Source organism: Bacillus sp. EA-CB0995, from assembly GCF_055814245.1.
Genome location: NZ_CP169269.1, coordinates 2,834,249 through 2,850,484, shown reverse-complemented (window position 1 = coordinate 2,850,484; position 16,236 = coordinate 2,834,249). Strand labels below are relative to the sequence as shown.

10 protein-coding genes, 3 pseudogenes and 2 riboswitches are annotated in these 16,236 nt (G+C 37.0%); of the genes and pseudogenes, 11 read left to right on the top strand and 2 right to left on the bottom strand.

Annotated features, from left to right (window positions below):
• The first annotated feature begins 330 nt into the window (after nucleotides 1–330).
• A pseudogene (locus ACEWFJ_RS14775) lies at nucleotides 331–1,664 on the top strand (hemolysin family protein).
• Between the two features lie 180 nt (nucleotides 1,665–1,844).
• On the opposite strand, the gene ACEWFJ_RS14770 reads toward ACEWFJ_RS14775, so the two are convergent.
• A complete protein-coding gene (locus ACEWFJ_RS14770; protein ID WP_230575774.1) occupies nucleotides 1,845–2,237 on the bottom strand; it encodes a YueI family protein in 393 nt (130 codons plus the stop codon).
• 176 nt (nucleotides 2,238–2,413) lie between these two features.
• Between ACEWFJ_RS14770 and ACEWFJ_RS14765 the strand changes: the two are divergent.
• Nucleotides 2,414–3,552, top strand: a pseudogene (locus tag ACEWFJ_RS14765) (BA2291 family sporulation histidine kinase).
• 103 nt (nucleotides 3,553–3,655) lie between these two features.
• Here the strand turns inward: ACEWFJ_RS14765 and ACEWFJ_RS14760 are convergent.
• The gene (locus ACEWFJ_RS14760; RefSeq protein ID WP_473689064.1) at nucleotides 3,656–4,420 is read right to left on the bottom strand and encodes a DUF4397 domain-containing protein; all 765 of its coding nucleotides are present in this window, start codon (nucleotides 4,418–4,420) and stop codon (nucleotides 3,656–3,658) included.
• Between the two features lie 346 nt (nucleotides 4,421–4,766).
• Nucleotides 4,767–4,846: riboswitch (ZMP/ZTP riboswitch) on the top strand.
• A gap of 56 nt (nucleotides 4,847–4,902) precedes the next feature.
• On the opposite strand from ACEWFJ_RS14760, the pseudogene ACEWFJ_RS14755 reads away from it, so the two are divergent.
• From ACEWFJ_RS14755 to ablB, 9 genes and pseudogenes are all read left to right on the top strand, one after another.
• A pseudogene (locus tag ACEWFJ_RS14755) lies at nucleotides 4,903–6,533 on the top strand (APC family permease).
• A gap of 267 nt (nucleotides 6,534–6,800) precedes the next feature.
• Nucleotides 6,801–6,904, top strand: a riboswitch (purine riboswitch).
• Nucleotides 6,905–6,955: 51 nt separating this feature from the next.
• Entirely contained in the window at nucleotides 6,956–8,701 is a 1,746-nt protein-coding gene (gene ade / locus ACEWFJ_RS14750; protein ID WP_473692519.1) for an adenine deaminase, read from the top strand.
• 106 nt (nucleotides 8,702–8,807) lie between these two features.
• Nucleotides 8,808–8,960, top strand: coding sequence for a YjcZ family sporulation protein (locus ACEWFJ_RS14745; protein WP_429709874.1), 153 nt, complete (start codon nucleotides 8,808–8,810; stop codon nucleotides 8,958–8,960).
• A 220-nt stretch (nucleotides 8,961–9,180) separates the two neighbouring features.
• On the top strand, nucleotides 9,181–10,653 hold the full coding sequence (locus ACEWFJ_RS14740) for an NAD(P)/FAD-dependent oxidoreductase (protein ID WP_473689063.1): 1,473 nt from the start codon (nucleotides 9,181–9,183) through the stop codon (nucleotides 10,651–10,653).
• A gap of 787 nt (nucleotides 10,654–11,440) precedes the next feature.
• Nucleotides 11,441–12,751 (top strand): aspartate aminotransferase family protein, encoded by a 1,311-nt coding sequence (locus ACEWFJ_RS14735; RefSeq protein ID WP_336480484.1) that lies wholly within the window; start codon nucleotides 11,441–11,443, stop codon nucleotides 12,749–12,751.
• Nucleotides 12,748–13,446: a 3-oxoacid CoA-transferase subunit A gene (locus tag ACEWFJ_RS14730; protein WP_473689062.1), complete on the top strand. Its 699-nt coding sequence runs from the start codon at nucleotides 12,748–12,750 to the stop codon at nucleotides 13,444–13,446. The genes ACEWFJ_RS14735 and ACEWFJ_RS14730 overlap by 4 nt, the downstream gene beginning before the upstream one ends.
• Complete coding sequence (locus ACEWFJ_RS14725; RefSeq protein WP_429714603.1) at nucleotides 13,431–14,093, top strand: CoA transferase subunit B; 663 nt, start codon at nucleotides 13,431–13,433, stop codon at nucleotides 14,091–14,093. Before ACEWFJ_RS14730 ends, ACEWFJ_RS14725 begins: the two co-directional genes overlap by 16 nt.
• Nucleotides 14,094–14,108: 15 nt before the next feature.
• The gene (locus ACEWFJ_RS14720) at nucleotides 14,109–15,377 is read left to right on the top strand and encodes a peptidase (protein WP_473689061.1); all 1,269 of its coding nucleotides are present in this window, start codon (nucleotides 14,109–14,111) and stop codon (nucleotides 15,375–15,377) included.
• Nucleotides 15,374–16,228, top strand: a complete 855-nt coding sequence (gene ablB, locus ACEWFJ_RS14715; protein WP_429719442.1) for a putative beta-lysine N-acetyltransferase — start codon at nucleotides 15,374–15,376, stop codon at nucleotides 16,226–16,228. The genes ACEWFJ_RS14720 and ablB overlap by 4 nt, the downstream gene beginning before the upstream one ends.
• Nucleotides 16,229–16,236: the final 8 nt, after the last annotated feature.

The following is a 16,236-nucleotide window of genomic DNA, read 5'->3' as shown; positions in this document are numbered from 1 at the left end:
GTTCCCTGCATACTTGACAAAAGAAGTGAGAAATCGGCAAAGAAAGTGCTTTTTCACAAAAATAAAATTGTAAGAAAGAAAACATCTCGAAAATGAACAAAAGTTGTCTAATTTCAGTTGTTTCTCTTATTTGACGGAGAGTATAAGTTTCGTTATCATAAACGTAAATATCTTTATTATGTATGCATATAATGTATACAAGGAGATTGCTAGTGTAGAAACTTGTAAGATTGTTAGAGAAGTCCTTTCTTTAGAATAAAACTATTAGGAGGTGGCTTCCTTACTTACAAAGTGAGTAAGGAAACGTATTTGGACATATTTAGTATAAGTATGGTGATTGTTTTAATTGCCTTAACTGCTTTCTTCGTTGCGTCTGAATTTGCAATTGTCAAAGTTAGGAGCTCACGCATCGATTATTTAATTGCAGAAGGAAATAAACGTGCAACTGCTGCGAAAACAGTCATTACAAACTTAGACGAGTATTTATCAGCGTGTCAGTTGGGAATTACAGTGACAGCACTTGGCCTTGGATGGCTAGGAGAACCGACGGTTAAACGTATGCTTGATCCGATATTTGCAAGATTGGAAGTGCCTCCCTCGTTGGAATCCGTCTTATCTGTTTTTCTAGCTTTGATGTTTATTACTTTTTTCACGTCGTAGTAGGTGAGTTAGCTCCAAAAACATTGGCAATTCAAAAGGCGGAAGGGATTAGTTTAGCAGTTGCAAGACCGCTTATCTTTTTCTACCGACTGGCGTATCCATTTATTTGGACATTAAATGGTTCAGCACGTATTGTTATGAGAATGTTTGGGCTAAAACCAATGCATAAACATGAGGTAGCACACTCTGAAGAAGAGTTACGTATGCTTGTATCAGAGAGTTATAAAAAAGGTGAAATTAATCAATCAGAATATAAATATGTAAATAAGATTTTCGAATTTGATGATCGACTTGCGAAAGAAATTATGGTTCCACGCACAGAAATGGTAATTTTAGGAAAAGAGAAATCTGTTAAGGAAGCAATGAAATTGATGTCAAATGAGAAGTATACAAGATATCCTATCATTGACGGCGATAAAGATCATGTTATTGGTTTTGTAAATTTTAAAGATATTTTTACAGATTTTGTGAAACATGATGGTACAAATAAAGAAACCGTTGCACAGTATGCCCGTCCGATTATTCAAATTATTGAATCAATTGCTATTCATGATTTGTTTGTGAAAATGCAGCGTGAACGTACACATATGGCAATTTTAGTGGATGAATACGGCGGAACATCTGGACTTGTAACAGTTGAAGATATATTAGAAGAAATCGTTGGTGATATACAGGATGAATTTGATACGGATGAAAAGCCGGAGATTCAGCGCATTAGCGAAACGAAAACAATTTTAGAAGGAAAAGTGCTTGTTAGTGAAGTCAATGCATTATTAGGGCTTTCAATTGACGATGGAGACGTCGATACAATTGGTGGCTGGATTTTAACAGAACATCTTGAAATTAAACAAGGTGATATTGTCGACATTGAAAATTATAAATTTCGTATTGTTGAATTAGACGGTCATTACATTAAACAAATTGAAGTGACGAAGCAAATTGCGCCGCAGCCTGTAGAAGTAACAGAACAACATGTTTCACTCCAAGAACAAGTAAGTTCATAACCTTGCCCATATGGTGAGGTTTTTTATTTACGGTAAAGTATTTTATCCCGCTATTCGCGGGTAGTAAGACCCCCACCTCAAGATTTAAAGGATAGGTGGGGGATAACTGCTGGCATGTACCCACTGATGGAAGTTTCACTTTATAAAAATGCACCCGACTTCTAGTCAGGTGTACTTTTGTTAGTTCATCTCTTGCTTGTAAATTTCATCTTCTACATAAATATGCTCTTTCTCAACTGCTGTATCATGCGCGAGTACAAGGCCAATTGGTGTGTTTGTATCTTTATTTTGTACAATTGTAAACGGTACTTGTTTTTCATTTGCTAATTTAATGTATTTAGATAAATGTGGGTAAGCGATGCTACCGTTCACATACAATGTTAATCCTTGAGAAGAACCCATGCTTTCTTTTACTGCTGTATATACGTTTGTTTGCATGACTTGCCCAATCGTTAACGCAATTTCCACACGCTCACGCAATGTGCTTAAAAACATGTTGCGTTCTTCAGGTTTGTTTTGTTTTTGTCCATGAATGCCTTCTTGAAGATAATCTTCCACATTTTTATTTCCCATTTTTTCACACCTTTCCTATTTCTATTGTACGAAAGAAATGAAAAGGATGCAAAAAAAGTAATTTCACGTACTGAATTTTAAAATTTTATCAACATGAAATAACAAAATGTGACATTACTCTCTTAACGAAATTTGTTTTTTGTGTTAATATTCAAAATATATAGGGTATTTTTTGTATGGAGATGGAGGGAATGGGGGTTTTTCCAATCGATAAGGATATTAGTAAAATGTTTTGTACGTACTTAAAAAAGAATAGTCAACAATTCATAGAGAACTGGAAAACCAAAATTATTATTTCAGCAAATGATCCGTTTAAAAAAGAAATCATTGAAAATGGAGAAAATTTATTAACATTAATGATGGAACTCATTATGCAAGAGAAAGAAATTGAACATATTAGACTGTTATGCGAGAAAATCGCCATTGAGCGTGCGGAGGCAGATGCAAATATTGGAGATTTTGTCTATAATGCGAATGTAGGACGGAATGAATTGTTTGAGGCAATGTGTGAATTAGATGTGAGTGCTCGTGAATTGAAACCAATCATGGGGAAAATACATACTTGTTTTGACCGTCTAATCTATTATACAGTTTTGAAATACTCAGAAATTATATCGAAAAATTTGGAAGAAAAGCAACAATTCATTAACGAAACACATAAAGAGAGATTGACAATTTTGGGACAAATGTCAGCAAGTTTCGTTCATGAGTTTCGCAATCCGCTAACTTCTATTATGGGGTTTGTAAAACTGTTACAATCAGATCAACCGCATCTTCCATATTTAGATATTATTTCGCATGAGCTTGACCAACTAAATTTTAGAATTTCTCAATTTTTACTTGTTTCCAAAAAGAAATTTGGAATGAAGCAGAGCGGTTTTGGCTGAATGATTTATTTCATGATATTATCCAGTTCTTATATCCAAGCTTAGTGAATGCAAATGTTTCTATTGAGAAAAATCTGCCGTATCCAATACCATTTATCGGGTATCGAAGTGAAGTTAGGCAAGTGCTTTTAAATATTTTAATGAACTCCATTGACGCTCTTGAAGGAATGGAAGAAAGTAAGAAAATTGTTATTGATGTGTGTGAAGATGAAGAACTAATACATATTTTTATTAAAAATAATGGACCGATGATTCCGCCAAAAAATATTGAAACAATATTTGAACCATTTGTAACGACAAAAAAGTTAGGAACTGGAATTGGCCTATTTGTTTGTAAGCAAATTGTTGAAAAACATAAAGGGTCTATTACATGTAAGTCAACAGAAGAATGGACAGAATTTCATATTTCTTTTGAAAAATCGATATAGAATAAAGTGAAACTTCCATCAGTGGGGGCATCCCCCATTGATGGAAAGCCCGTTAATGCGGGATAAAAAGAAAAGTCTACACAGCGATAGCAGTGTAGACTTTTTAATTTGTTAAAAATACTGTTTCTAACTTTGGTGATTTATTTGCATAACCAAGTGCAACAATTGTATAAATTTTATTTCCCTCAATTTTCACTTCGGGAATTGTTAATACCACGTTTTTTGTTCCCGCAACTGATACTTCTATATCTGCTACGCCAGGACTTACTTGCAAGAAATCTGTTGCCTGTTTAAATGCAGCCTTTTCGAACAGTTTTTCTCCATCTTTTAAAGCTACATCTACTTCGGGGGTATCAGGAGATAAATGGACGAATCGTATTTTTGCTTGACCGTATGGTAGAGGCGTATTATCAATGAGAGGTAACAGTTGAAGTTTATCAACATTACCAGCTACCGCAAGGGTATATACATGGTTTCCCATTACAGGAACGAGAGCTGAAAAGATTGGAGTTTCATCACCGGCAGGTACGATATCAATGCGGTATTGTCCTTGTGTAAGTGAAAGGTATGGACTATGCTGCTTAAACGAAATGTTTTTCACCACTTTTTGTCCATTTATGACAATATCAACAGTGGGTGCATCAGGAGAAGCGTGTAAGATTCGAACTTGAGATGGTAATGATTGTTCGCTTGAATGTGGTGGTGATATCCGGCTGTGCTCGTAAGCCTGTACAAATTGTTTCATAGCGTTATAGTGTTTCAAATATAATTCCATATATTTTTGTGGATTTATATATTTGTAATAACAAGCAAGTTGCTCATACATTGCAGCTTGCTGCGCATACTTTTCTACTTCAGATGGATTCATTTATTTTCCCTCCTCTAGTATCATCATTACAACTATATGCATGTACAAATGTCATAAGTACTTGATAACTGCTGATTATTTCTTTGAAGAGAGAGGAAAAAGTTTTGTTACAATTGATTTTTTTGGTAAAAGTTAACGAATATTTTGTGCAAAATTAGCATTTGTAAACATTAAGTTTTTGGAAATAAATGATTTATGAATGCTTTAACTGCGTTTTTTTATTGAAAAGATAAGATAATAAATTGTTATTATCAAAAAATAATTACATGTTGTTTTTGTGTTAAATAAAATGTATTAAAGCTATTGTTAATTTTCTAATAGTATTGTATATTAAAAAAAGAATTTAATTCCCATATGTAACTGGCGCAACATGGATTACCATGAGGGAGCATATGGATTTATGAGCCGCGCGTCTGGGCAAGCACTTGATATTTTTATCAAGTGCTTTTTATTTTTCTATAATAGAAAAGGAGTAGATTGGGATGAATTCTATGCACAGGAAGATGGGGACGTTTGCCCTTACTATGACGGGGCTCGGTTCCATGATTGGTTCAGGATGGCTATTTGGAGCTTGGAGAGCTGCAGAAATTGCGGGGCCGGCTGCTATATTTTCTTGGATGATTGGTATGGTCGTTATTTTATTTATTGCATTGTCTTATGCAGAACTTGGAGCTATGTTTCCTGAAACAGGAGGAATGGTAAAGTATCCGCAATATTCCCACGGTTCATTGGTTGGATTTTTGGCAGGATGGGCCAATTGGATTGCAATTACTTCTACGATTCCAGTAGAAGCTATTGCTTCTGTTCAATATATGAGTACATGGCCGTGGAAATGGGCTAGTTGGACACATTCGCTTGTACAAGATAATGTATTAACATCTAAAGGATTACTAGTTGCATCTGTATTACTTTTCGTATATTTTTTCCTGAATTATTGGACAGTTAACCTTTTTGCAAAGGCAAATTCTTGGATTACAATCTTTAAAATTATTGTGCCTGGAATTACTGCTGGTACCTTGTTATTTGTTGGATTTCAAGAAAGTAACTTTACAACTTCACAGGGGATGGCACCATATGGATGGGCAAGTGTACTCACGGCAGTTGCTACTTCTGGAATTGTATTTGCTTTTAATGGATTTCAAAGTCCGATCAATATGGCCGGTGAAGCGAATAAGCCGAACCGCTCTATTCCAGTTGCAGTCATCGGATCTATTTTGATTGCTACAGTTGTGTATGTTGTACTGCAGGTTGCCTTTATTGGAGCAGTAAATCCGGAGGTAGTTGCAAAAGGATGGAATCATTTGAATTTCAATTCTCCGTTTGCTGATTTGGCAATTGCACTCGGAATGAACTGGTTAGTTATCTTACTATATGCCGATGCGTTTATCTCTCCATCTGGGTCTGGAACTACTTATACTGCAACAACAGCTCGTATGGTTTATGGAATGGAGAAAAATGGTTATCTACCTAAAAAATTAGGTGTTTTACACCCTGTGTATGGTGTTCCTCGTCCAGCTTTAATTTTGAACTTATGTATATGTTTTCTTTTTTAATATTATTTCGTGGATGGGGCGTTTTAGCTGAAATTATTTCAGTTGCCACGTTGATTTCTTATATTATGGGACCAATTGCACTTATGACATTACGAAGTACAGCGGGTCATTTATATCGTCCGTTTCGTTTAAAAGGAGCTAATTTTATTGCTCCGTGTGGATTTGTTTTTGCATCTCTCACTTTGTATTGGGCACGCTGGCCGCTAACAGGTGAGGTATTGTTCATCATGGCAATTGGATTACCGATTTATTTTTATTATCAATATAAAAATAAATGGCGCGGATTTAGAAATCAGTTCCGTTCGAGCATTTGGTTAATTGTATATTTACTATGTATGGTAACGATTTCCTATCTTGGGAGTTACAAATTTGGCGGAATGAATATAATACAATATGGTTGGGACATGCTTCTTATTACAGCAATAGCACTTGTTTTTTATTTTTGGGGAGTAAGAAGTGGAAGTTATACAGAATACATGATAGAAGCTGAGAAAATTAATGGAAGTTTATCAGGTCAAGAAGATAAGAGTGAATTTTCTTCTAAAAGTCAAGCGGGATAAATTTTTTGCATCCCCATATTTATAAAGAAAAACGCAGCGATGTGCTGCGTTTTTCTTTATAAATAATTAGAATGGTTGAGATAATGAGACGACAGTTTGAGTGAACTGTACAAATAGACAACTCCTTAGCGTAGGAATGTTATTCATACAGTTATGTAAAAAAGACAGAGTCGTTTTTTATATCTTTAAGATAGTTGTAGGAGAATATAAAAAACATAGATATGTAAAAAATCTTGCTTTTTTTAAAGAGACCAGTTAGACTATGTAAAAATTAATCTAGAAATTTCTCGTATAATCGTGGAGATATGGTCCACAAGTTTCTACCAAACTACCGAATAAATAGTTTGACTACGAGAGTAAATCAAGATGTGCGCGGCATCTGTTTATTCTCGTATATTTTTATAGGGAGCGTGAACATCATGATGAACAAACAACAGTTACAGAACCTTATTTTTGTTGCAAACGGAACGAAAGAAGCAGATCTTGTTATTCGAAATGCGCAAATTGTAAATGTATTTACAAAGGAGATCATGATCGGAGATATTGCAATTGCAGAAGGTGTGATTGCTGGCATTGGAACATATAAAGGAAAAGTAGAAATCGATGCGAAAGGCCGTTATGTATGTCCAGGGTTAATTGATGCTCATGTTCATATTGAATCTTCTATGGTAACACCAGGACAATTTGCAAAAGTAGTTCTTCCACATGGTGTGACGACTGTCATTGCCGACCCACATGAAATTGCCAATGTACATGGCACTACTGGTATTCAATTTATGCTAGATGCATCTGAAAATCTTCCTCTTGATGTATATATGATGCTTCCGTCATGTGTACCTGCAACATCGTTTGAACAAGCCGGGGCAGTATTGCATGCAGAAGATTTATCTCCATTTTTGAAACATCCACGAGTGTTAGGACTTGCAGAAGTAATGGATTTTCCAGCTGTTTTTGAAGCGAAAGATGATATGTTAAACAAATTACTATTAACCAATTGTATTGATGGTCACGGAGCTGGGCTAAGTACACAGCATATAAATGTATACCGAGCTGCTGGGATTACAACGGATCACGAATGCACAACAAAAGAAGAAATGTTAGATCGTATAGAGCGCGGGATGTATGTCATGCTTCGAGAAGGATCTGTTGCGAAAAATGTAGAGGCGTTATTAGAAGCTGTCACAGAAAAAAATGCATATCGATGCCTATTTTGCACAGATGATAAACATTTAGACGACTTAATTGAAGAAGGAAGTATTGATTATAATGTGCGTTTTGCAATTAAGAAAGGCATTGCACCGATTACTGCTATTTCAATGGCAAGCTTCTATGCAGCGCGGTGTTACGGTTTAAAAACAAAAGGAGCAGTTGCACCAGGGTATGACGCAGATTTTCTTTTACTTGATGATTTAGAAACATTTTCGATTTATGAAGTATACACTAAAGGAGTACGCGTCGCAGCAAATGGACAATATGTCGGAGAAGAAATGAAAGAAAAGCAACACGAAGCGGTTACAAACTCTGTATATCTTCCTGCAATTAGTAAAAAAGATTTACAATTGCATATGGGAGAAGGTATGCTTGCAAATATCATTGGAATTGTTTCAAATCAGCTTATTACGAAACATATTATCGAGGCAGTAACGATAGAAAAAGGATATTTTATTCCGTCTGTGAGAGACGATCAATTAAAGATAGTGGTTGTAGAGCGTCATAAAGGAACAGGACAAATCGGGATTGGAATCGTGAAAGGATTTGGTCTTCAATCAGGAGCTATTGCGACAACAGTTGCTCATGATTCTCATAACATTATCGCGGTTGGAACAAATGATGAAGACCTATTACAGGCAATTACAACTATTCATAACATACAAGGAGGTATGGTGGTTGTAAATAATGGTGTAGTACTTGAACAATTATCGTTGAACATTGCGGGACTTATGTCAGAAGAAGGTTCGGAACTTGTCTATAAAAAAATAACAGCAATCAATACAAGCTTACAACAGCTTGGTGCACAAACTGAATTTAACCCATTTTTAACACTATCTTTTTTATCTTTACCAGTAATCCCGCATTTAAAAATGACAGTAGATGGATTGTTCGATGTTGTGAAATTTGAACATATTCCTGTAAATATTGATCGTACAGTAGACGAAATCTCTAGCTAAGCTGGAGATTTTTTTATTTCTAGGCAAACACACATACAAAGTGAGGTTTGTCCTACATATTTTGTCAATGTAAACTATTTTAAATGGATGTAAGGAGTGAAAAACTATGTGGGGTTATGGTGGAGGATATCCAGGTTATGGCTGTGGTGGATATGGCTACGGTGGTTATGGCTGTGGAGGCTGTGGTTCTGGCTTTGCGATTGTTGTTGTGTTATTCATTTTACTAATTATCATTGGAGCTAGTTGCGTGCGCTTCTAGTTATTTAGAAAGAGCGTCATGGTGAACCGATTAATTACACATTAATCGGTTCTTTCTTATGTAAAATCCTTATTTAACCAAAAAACAGAGGTAAAATGGTTTTTTTACGAACATTAAAGTTGTTATTTCGTAGATAATTCGTTAAATTCGTTGACATTCCAAATAGAAAATGGTACTTTTAGTAAGGGTTTTCTAAGGAATGCAATGGGGGAATGAATACATGAATACGAACTATGATGTAATTGTTGTAGGTGCAGGTCCTGCTGGAATTTTTACTTGCTATGAAACAATTGTTAAAATGCCAAATGCAAAAGTGCTGTTAATTGATAAAGGACATGATATTTATCGTCGTAATTGTCCGATTCTTCAGAAAAAAATAACAAAATGTCCACCTGCTGCTGGAAAGAAAGATCATGCAGGATGTTTACCAGCATGCTCAATCACAAATGGTTTTGGCGGTGCAGGAGCATATTCGGATGGGAAATTTAACATTACAAGTGAATTCGGTGGTTGGATGACAGACTATTTATCTACATCGACTGTAATGGATTTAATCAAATATGTGGATGAAATTAACTTAGCACACGGTGCAACTACTTCAATTACAGATCCACTAACAGATGAAGTTCGTGATATCGAAAAACGCGCTTACGCAGCTGGATTAAAACTATTGCGTGCACAAGTTCGTCACTTAGGTACAGAGCAAAACTTAGAAATTTTAAAAAGTATTTTCGAATATTTAAAAGAGAAAATCGATATGAAATTTAAAATAGAAGTAGACGACATTATAACTGAAAAAGTGGAGAATGAACATGTCGTACGCGGCATTGTTTTAAAAGACGGAACAATGCTATCTGCGAAAAAAGTAGTAATTGTACCAGGACGTGACGGATCTGCTTGGTTAACAAAAATTATGAAAAAGCGCCGTTTAAAAATGAACGCGAACCAAGTTGATATTGGTGTTCGTGTTGAAACTTCAAACATTGTGATGGAGGAAATCAACAAACATCTCTATGAAGGGAAATTCGTATTCAATACATCTGTCGGAACGCGAGTACGTACATTCTGTAGTAACCCATCTGGTCACGTTGTTGTTGAAAACCACTCCGGTATTATGACAGCGAATGGTCATGCGTACAAAGATCCTGCGCTTGGCAGTGATAACACGAACTTTGCGCTCTTAGTATCACATCAATTTTCAGAGCCATTCGATCAACCGAACGAATACGCACATGAAGTATCACGTCTAGCAAACCGTATTTCAATGGGCGGAGTGACGGTACAAAAGTACGGAGACATTCTAAAAGGTCGTCGTTCTACACCGAAGCGTATTCAAGAAGGTTTCCTTGAGCCGACATTAAAAGAAGCAGTACCAGGTGACTTAGGTCTTGTATTGCCATACAATACAATGAAAAGTTTAATTGAAATGACAGAAGCATTGAATCACGTCACACCAGGTATTGCATCTGAACATACATTATTTTACGGCGTAGAAGCAAAATTCTACTCAGCAAGACCAAAACTAACCGAACATTTTGAATCTGAAATTTCTGGCTTATACTTAGGTGGAGACGGTGCTGGCGTAACACGCGGATTAGCACAAGCAAGCGCTTGCGGCGTTCACATCGCTCGTCACATTGTAGAACATATAACGAGTAAAACAGAAAAAAGAGAAGAAGTTGTAGTGGGGTAATATATAATAGAAGAAAACCGATCTTATGATAGAATAAGATCGGTTTTTATTAGTATTGCACCAACTGAACAAAATGACATGGCTGTAAAAAAGGATAAAACTAATAGAAACCATGTCATTTTCCTGACATAGCATATTTTCAACTGTTTTTATTGAAACACCTAAGATTAGAATATTCATTTCTATTATTAATATAATAATTTGGTGCTTGAAGTCCTTGGGAGAGTAAGATAAAATGGAGGTGCTATGAAAAAGAAAAACCCCGAGTTAGGGGGATTAAATGTGATTGCTATACCACCCTATGGTTCTTTACCATAGGGTTTTTTATATTTTGTCCTAAGAAGCAATACGATTTCTATCTCAAGAATTAAAGGAAGAAATCGTTGTCTGCTGGAAGAATTTTCTTTATCGAATTTTGTCTAAATTTATTTGAAAGTATATGAGATAAAGTGACGAAGAAGGAAGGAGATTTACTAGAGGGTTGTCGAAGTTTACACATTAACAACATGTTTTTACTTCGAAGGTTATTTTAGAAGAGAGGAGTAAGAGGGATTTTTTAGTTGTTGGTTGTGTTTGTGTAAGGAGGGGGATGTAGAGAGAATATTGTTGACTTCTACTCAGTTGTTTCTGAAATTTCTTTCTATTTCATTTTTATGCATTTATTTTTATATTCTATAATAATGGCTTTTTAATAGATTCACTGCATAAGCAGAGAGTTCTTTTTTTATGAAGGAAAAATCAATTTTCTTCATATTTACATATGTGTCGAAGAAACGGGGGAAGCGTCATGCGCGATTACTTAATTAAACCACTTGTTGGTCAACCTTATCCGATGATTTCACATGGGGAAGGTGTATATTTATATGATCAAAACGGTAATAAATATTTTGATGGTTCGTCAGGGGCAATTACGGCAAGTATCGGTCATGGCGTAAAAGAGATTGCAGAAGTTATTAAGCAGCAAGCAGAGGAAATTGCATTTGTATATCGCTCGCAGTTTACGAGTGAGCCGGCAGAGAAGCTTGCGAAGAAGCTGAGCGATTTAAATATGGGGGATTTAAATTGGAGCTTTTTCGTTAATAGCGGTACAGAGGCAAATGAAACGGCAATGAAGATTGCGATTCAACATTTTCAAGAGCGCGGTATTCAAGGGAAAAATAAAATTTTGTCACGCTGGATGAGTTATCACGGAATTACAATGGGAGCATTATCATTGTCTGGGCATCCGCTGCGTAGGCAACGCTTTGTTTCCATGTTGGAAGACTATCCGACATTACCAGCACCGTATTGTTTCCGCTGTCCAGTACAAAAGGTGTATCCTACATGTCAACTTGCATGTGCAACAGAGTTAGAGAGGGCAATTGAACGTATTGGAGCGGAGCATATTGCGGCATTTATTGCTGAGCCAATTATCGGCGCAGCTGGGGGAGCAATTGTACCGCCGAAGGATTATTATAAGGTGATTAAGGATATTTGTGAGCATTATGATATTTTATTTATTGCTGATGAAGTCATGACAGGACTTGGCCGTACCGGTGCATGGTTTGCGATGGAACATTGGGGTGTTCAGCCGGATATTATGACGCTAGGAAAAGGATTAGGAGCTGGCTATACACCGATGGCAGCAACTATGGTAAGTGATCGCGTGATGGAACCAATTATGCGTGGTTCTCGTTCTGTAATGAGTGGACATACATTAAGTGCAAATCCTCTTTCCGCTGCGACAGCTTTAGCGGTGATTGAATATACGGAGAAGCATCGTTTACCAGAAGCGGCTGCTGAAAAAGGAGATTATTTAATCGCAGGACTGCAAAAAGTGCAGCAAGAATCGACAATTATTGCTGATGTGCGCGGGAAAGGTTTAATGATTGGAGTAGAATTGCAACCGTTTACAAAGGCGTCTGAACTTATTTCAGTTGCGGCGAAAAATGGTCTTCTTTTATACCAAGCTGTATCAGGACAAGCAGGCAAAGAAGATAGTGCATTGTTAGTTGCACCGCCACTTACTACTACATATGAAGAGCTTGATGAGTTACTTCATATTTTTGCGAAAAGTGTAGAGGAAATAACTCAAAAAGGAGGGCATAGTATCGTATGACAACTATTACAAACACATTTGGGAAATTAAAAACAGTGCAAGATGTTATGCCATATTTTCATGATGAGATGACACTTATGTTTGGAGGGTTTGGAGGTATTGGTTCTCCTCCCTCTTTAATTCAAGCAATTTTAGATAAAGGAATTTCCGATTTACATTTAATCGGTAATGATACTGGTTTTCCTGATGTAGGAATTGGCCGCCTTGTGACAAATGAGCGTGTAAAGTCGTTAATTACATCGCATATCGGTTCAAATCCAAATGCAGGACGGCAATTAAATGAAGGAAGATTACATATTGAATTTTCTCCTCAAGGTACATTAGCAGAACGAATTCGAGCTGGCGGTGTTGGGCTTGGTGGTGTTCTTGTTGATGTTGGGATGGATACGATTGTAGAAGAAGGGAAACGAACTGTTGAAATAAATGGGAAGACATACTTAATTGAGACAGCATTAACAGCGGAAGTGTCCATTGTGTTTGCGAAACAAGCGGATCCGTTTGGTAATCTTGTGTTTGATAAAAGTGCACGCAATATGAATCCACACGTTGCAATGGCTGGGGATATTACGATTGTGGAAGCAGAAGAAATTGTTCCACTTGGGGCACTGGATCCAGAAGAAATTATAACACCTGGTGTATTTGTTGATTATATCGTTCCATCGGGAGGAGTGAATTGGAAATGGGCATGGGAGTAGAGGTTCGCAATAAAATTGCAAAGCGTGCTGCAAAGGAAATTCAAAACGGAATGATTGTTAATTTAGGGATTGGTATTCCATCTCTTGTTCCGAATCATTTGCCAGATGATATGCATGTTATGTTTCATGCGGAAAATGGCATTGTTGGTATGGGGCCGACACCAGCAAAGGGTGAAGAAGATGAGAATCTATGTAATGCGGCTGGATTGCCAACATCGATTATTGCCGGGGCTAGTTATTTTGATAGTAGCATGGCATTTGGGATGATTCGAAAAGGGTTGCTTGATATTACAATTCTCGGGTCATTGCAAGTAAGTGAAAACGGAGATTTAGCAAACTGGATTGTACCAGGTAAGCGTGTACCAGGTATTGGCGGGGCGATGGATTTAGCACAAAAGGCAAAGCGTGTTGTCGTTGTGATGAATCACGTTGATAAATATGGGAATGCGAAAATTGTTTCAGAGTGTACACTTCCGCTTACATCAAAACGATGTGTGGATGTAATTATTACAGACATGGCAGTAATGGAAGTAACGCCAGAAGGTTTAGTGCTGCAAGAATTGATGAGTCCGTACACAGTAGAAGATGTAAAAAAATGCACAGAAGCTGCTTTTCATGTGAGTCCATCTTTACTAGTAATTGAATGAAAGGGGATGTAATAATTGGAGCAATATAAAAAACAAGTGTGTGAATATATTGAAACTCATGAAAATATGAGTGTGAAATTATTAAAACGTTTAATTCAAGAGAAAAGTACGAGCGGGGATGAAAGCGGCGCGCAGGCAGTTGTGATTGAAAAGTTGCGTGAACTTGGTTTAGATTTGGATATTTGGGAACCTTCATTTACGAAAATGAAAGATCATCCATATTTCGTTTCACCGCGTACAAACTTTACTGATAGTCCGAATATAGTGGCAACATTAAAGGGAAGCGGCGGCGGAAAGTCAATGATTTTAAATGGGCATATTGATGTTGTACCTGAAGGAGATTTGAACCAGTGGGAGCATCATCCATATGCAGGAGAACAAATTGGGAATCGTATATATGGACGCGGCACAACAGATATGAAAGGCGGTAATGTTGCGCTCATGCTGGCGATGGAAGCAATTGTAGAAACGGGGATTCATTTAAAAGGAGACGTATATTTTCAAAGTGTAATAGAAGAAGAAAGCGGCGGCGCAGGTACGCTTGCGGCAATTTTACGAGGTTACGAGGCGGATGGTGTGATTATCCCAGAGCCGACAAACATGAAGTTTTTCCCGAAACAACAAGGTTCAATGTGGTTTCGTTTATTCGTAAAAGGGAAAGCTGCTCATGGTGGTACGCGCTATGAAGGTGTGAGTGCCATTGAGAAAAGTATGCTTGTTGTAGAACATATGAGAAAGCTAGAAGAAAAACGAAATGAAAGGATTACAGATCCGTTATATAAAGGAATTCCAATTCCGATTCCGATTAATATTGGGAAAATTGAAGGTGGCAGTTGGCCGAGTTCTGTTCCAGATTTCCTTACTTTGGAAGGCAGATATGGTGTTGCGCCGAATGAAAGTATGGAGGGCGCAAAAGAAGAGTTTGAAAATTGGGTAGAACAATTAAATAAAGTAGATCCATGGTTCATAGAGCATCCAGTAGAAGTAGAATGGTTTGGTGCGCGCTGGGTTCCAGGTGAATTAGAGGAAAATCACCCACTTATTACAACGCTGAAGGACAATTTTATGCATATTGAAGGCACAGAACCGATTCTTGAGGCATCGCCATGGGGAACAGATGGTGGCTTATTTACACAAATCGCAAATATTCCAACTATCGTGTTTGGTCCAGGTGAAACGAAAGTTGCCCATTATCCAAATGAATATATTGAAATTGACAAAATGATTGCGGCGGCAAAGATTATTGCATGTACATTACTAGATTGGTGCGAGGTGGACGAATGAAATATTATGAAGAATTCGCAGAACAGACACAGTACTATACATTAGAATGCTCATTAGATTATTTTAATAAGCGTATTCGCGTTGATCATTATAAAGGAAATGTTGAGCAAGTAATGCGTAAAGTGGAAGAACTCGCAAACTCTCATTCTTTCACTAAATTAATTATAAAAGGAAAAGGAGAGCACGTTCCTGCGTGGCTCTCTCTTGGCTTTATGCTTGAAGCTAGTATTCCGCAATACTTCCAAGGGCATGATGCATATTTTATGGTGAAATATCGTGATGATGAACGCCGTAATAGTGTGCAGTGGGTGAAGGAAGATGAAATTATAAGTGGTGTAATTGCGAAGAGAGTAATTGAAAAGGAAATACCAGCACAGTTTGTTTTGCGAAAAGCGACGGAACAAGATGCAGAGCAGCTTGCGGACGTATTTGGAAAAGTATTTGAGGTTTATCCAACACCTTTGAACGAGGCAGACTATATCGTGAAAACGATGAAGGAAGATACGATTTATTACGTGTATGAAATGGAAGGGAAGATTATTAGCACAGCTTCAGCAGAAATGAATCTAAAAGAAGGAAATGCGGAGTTGACAAATTGCGCAACATTACCAGAGTATCGAAAGCATGGATTCATGAAAAGCTTACTCATGAAGTTAGAAGAAGAGCTGCGAGATAGATCTATTTTTTGTTCGTATACAATTGCACGGTCGCTTTCTTTTGGTATGAATGCAGCGTTTTATCAGCTTGGATATACGTACACAGGCAGATTGGCGAATAACTGTTATATTTTCGATAAGTTAGAGGATATGAACGTTTGGGTAAAAGATTTATCCTGCACTAACGGGCAATAAGTCCCATA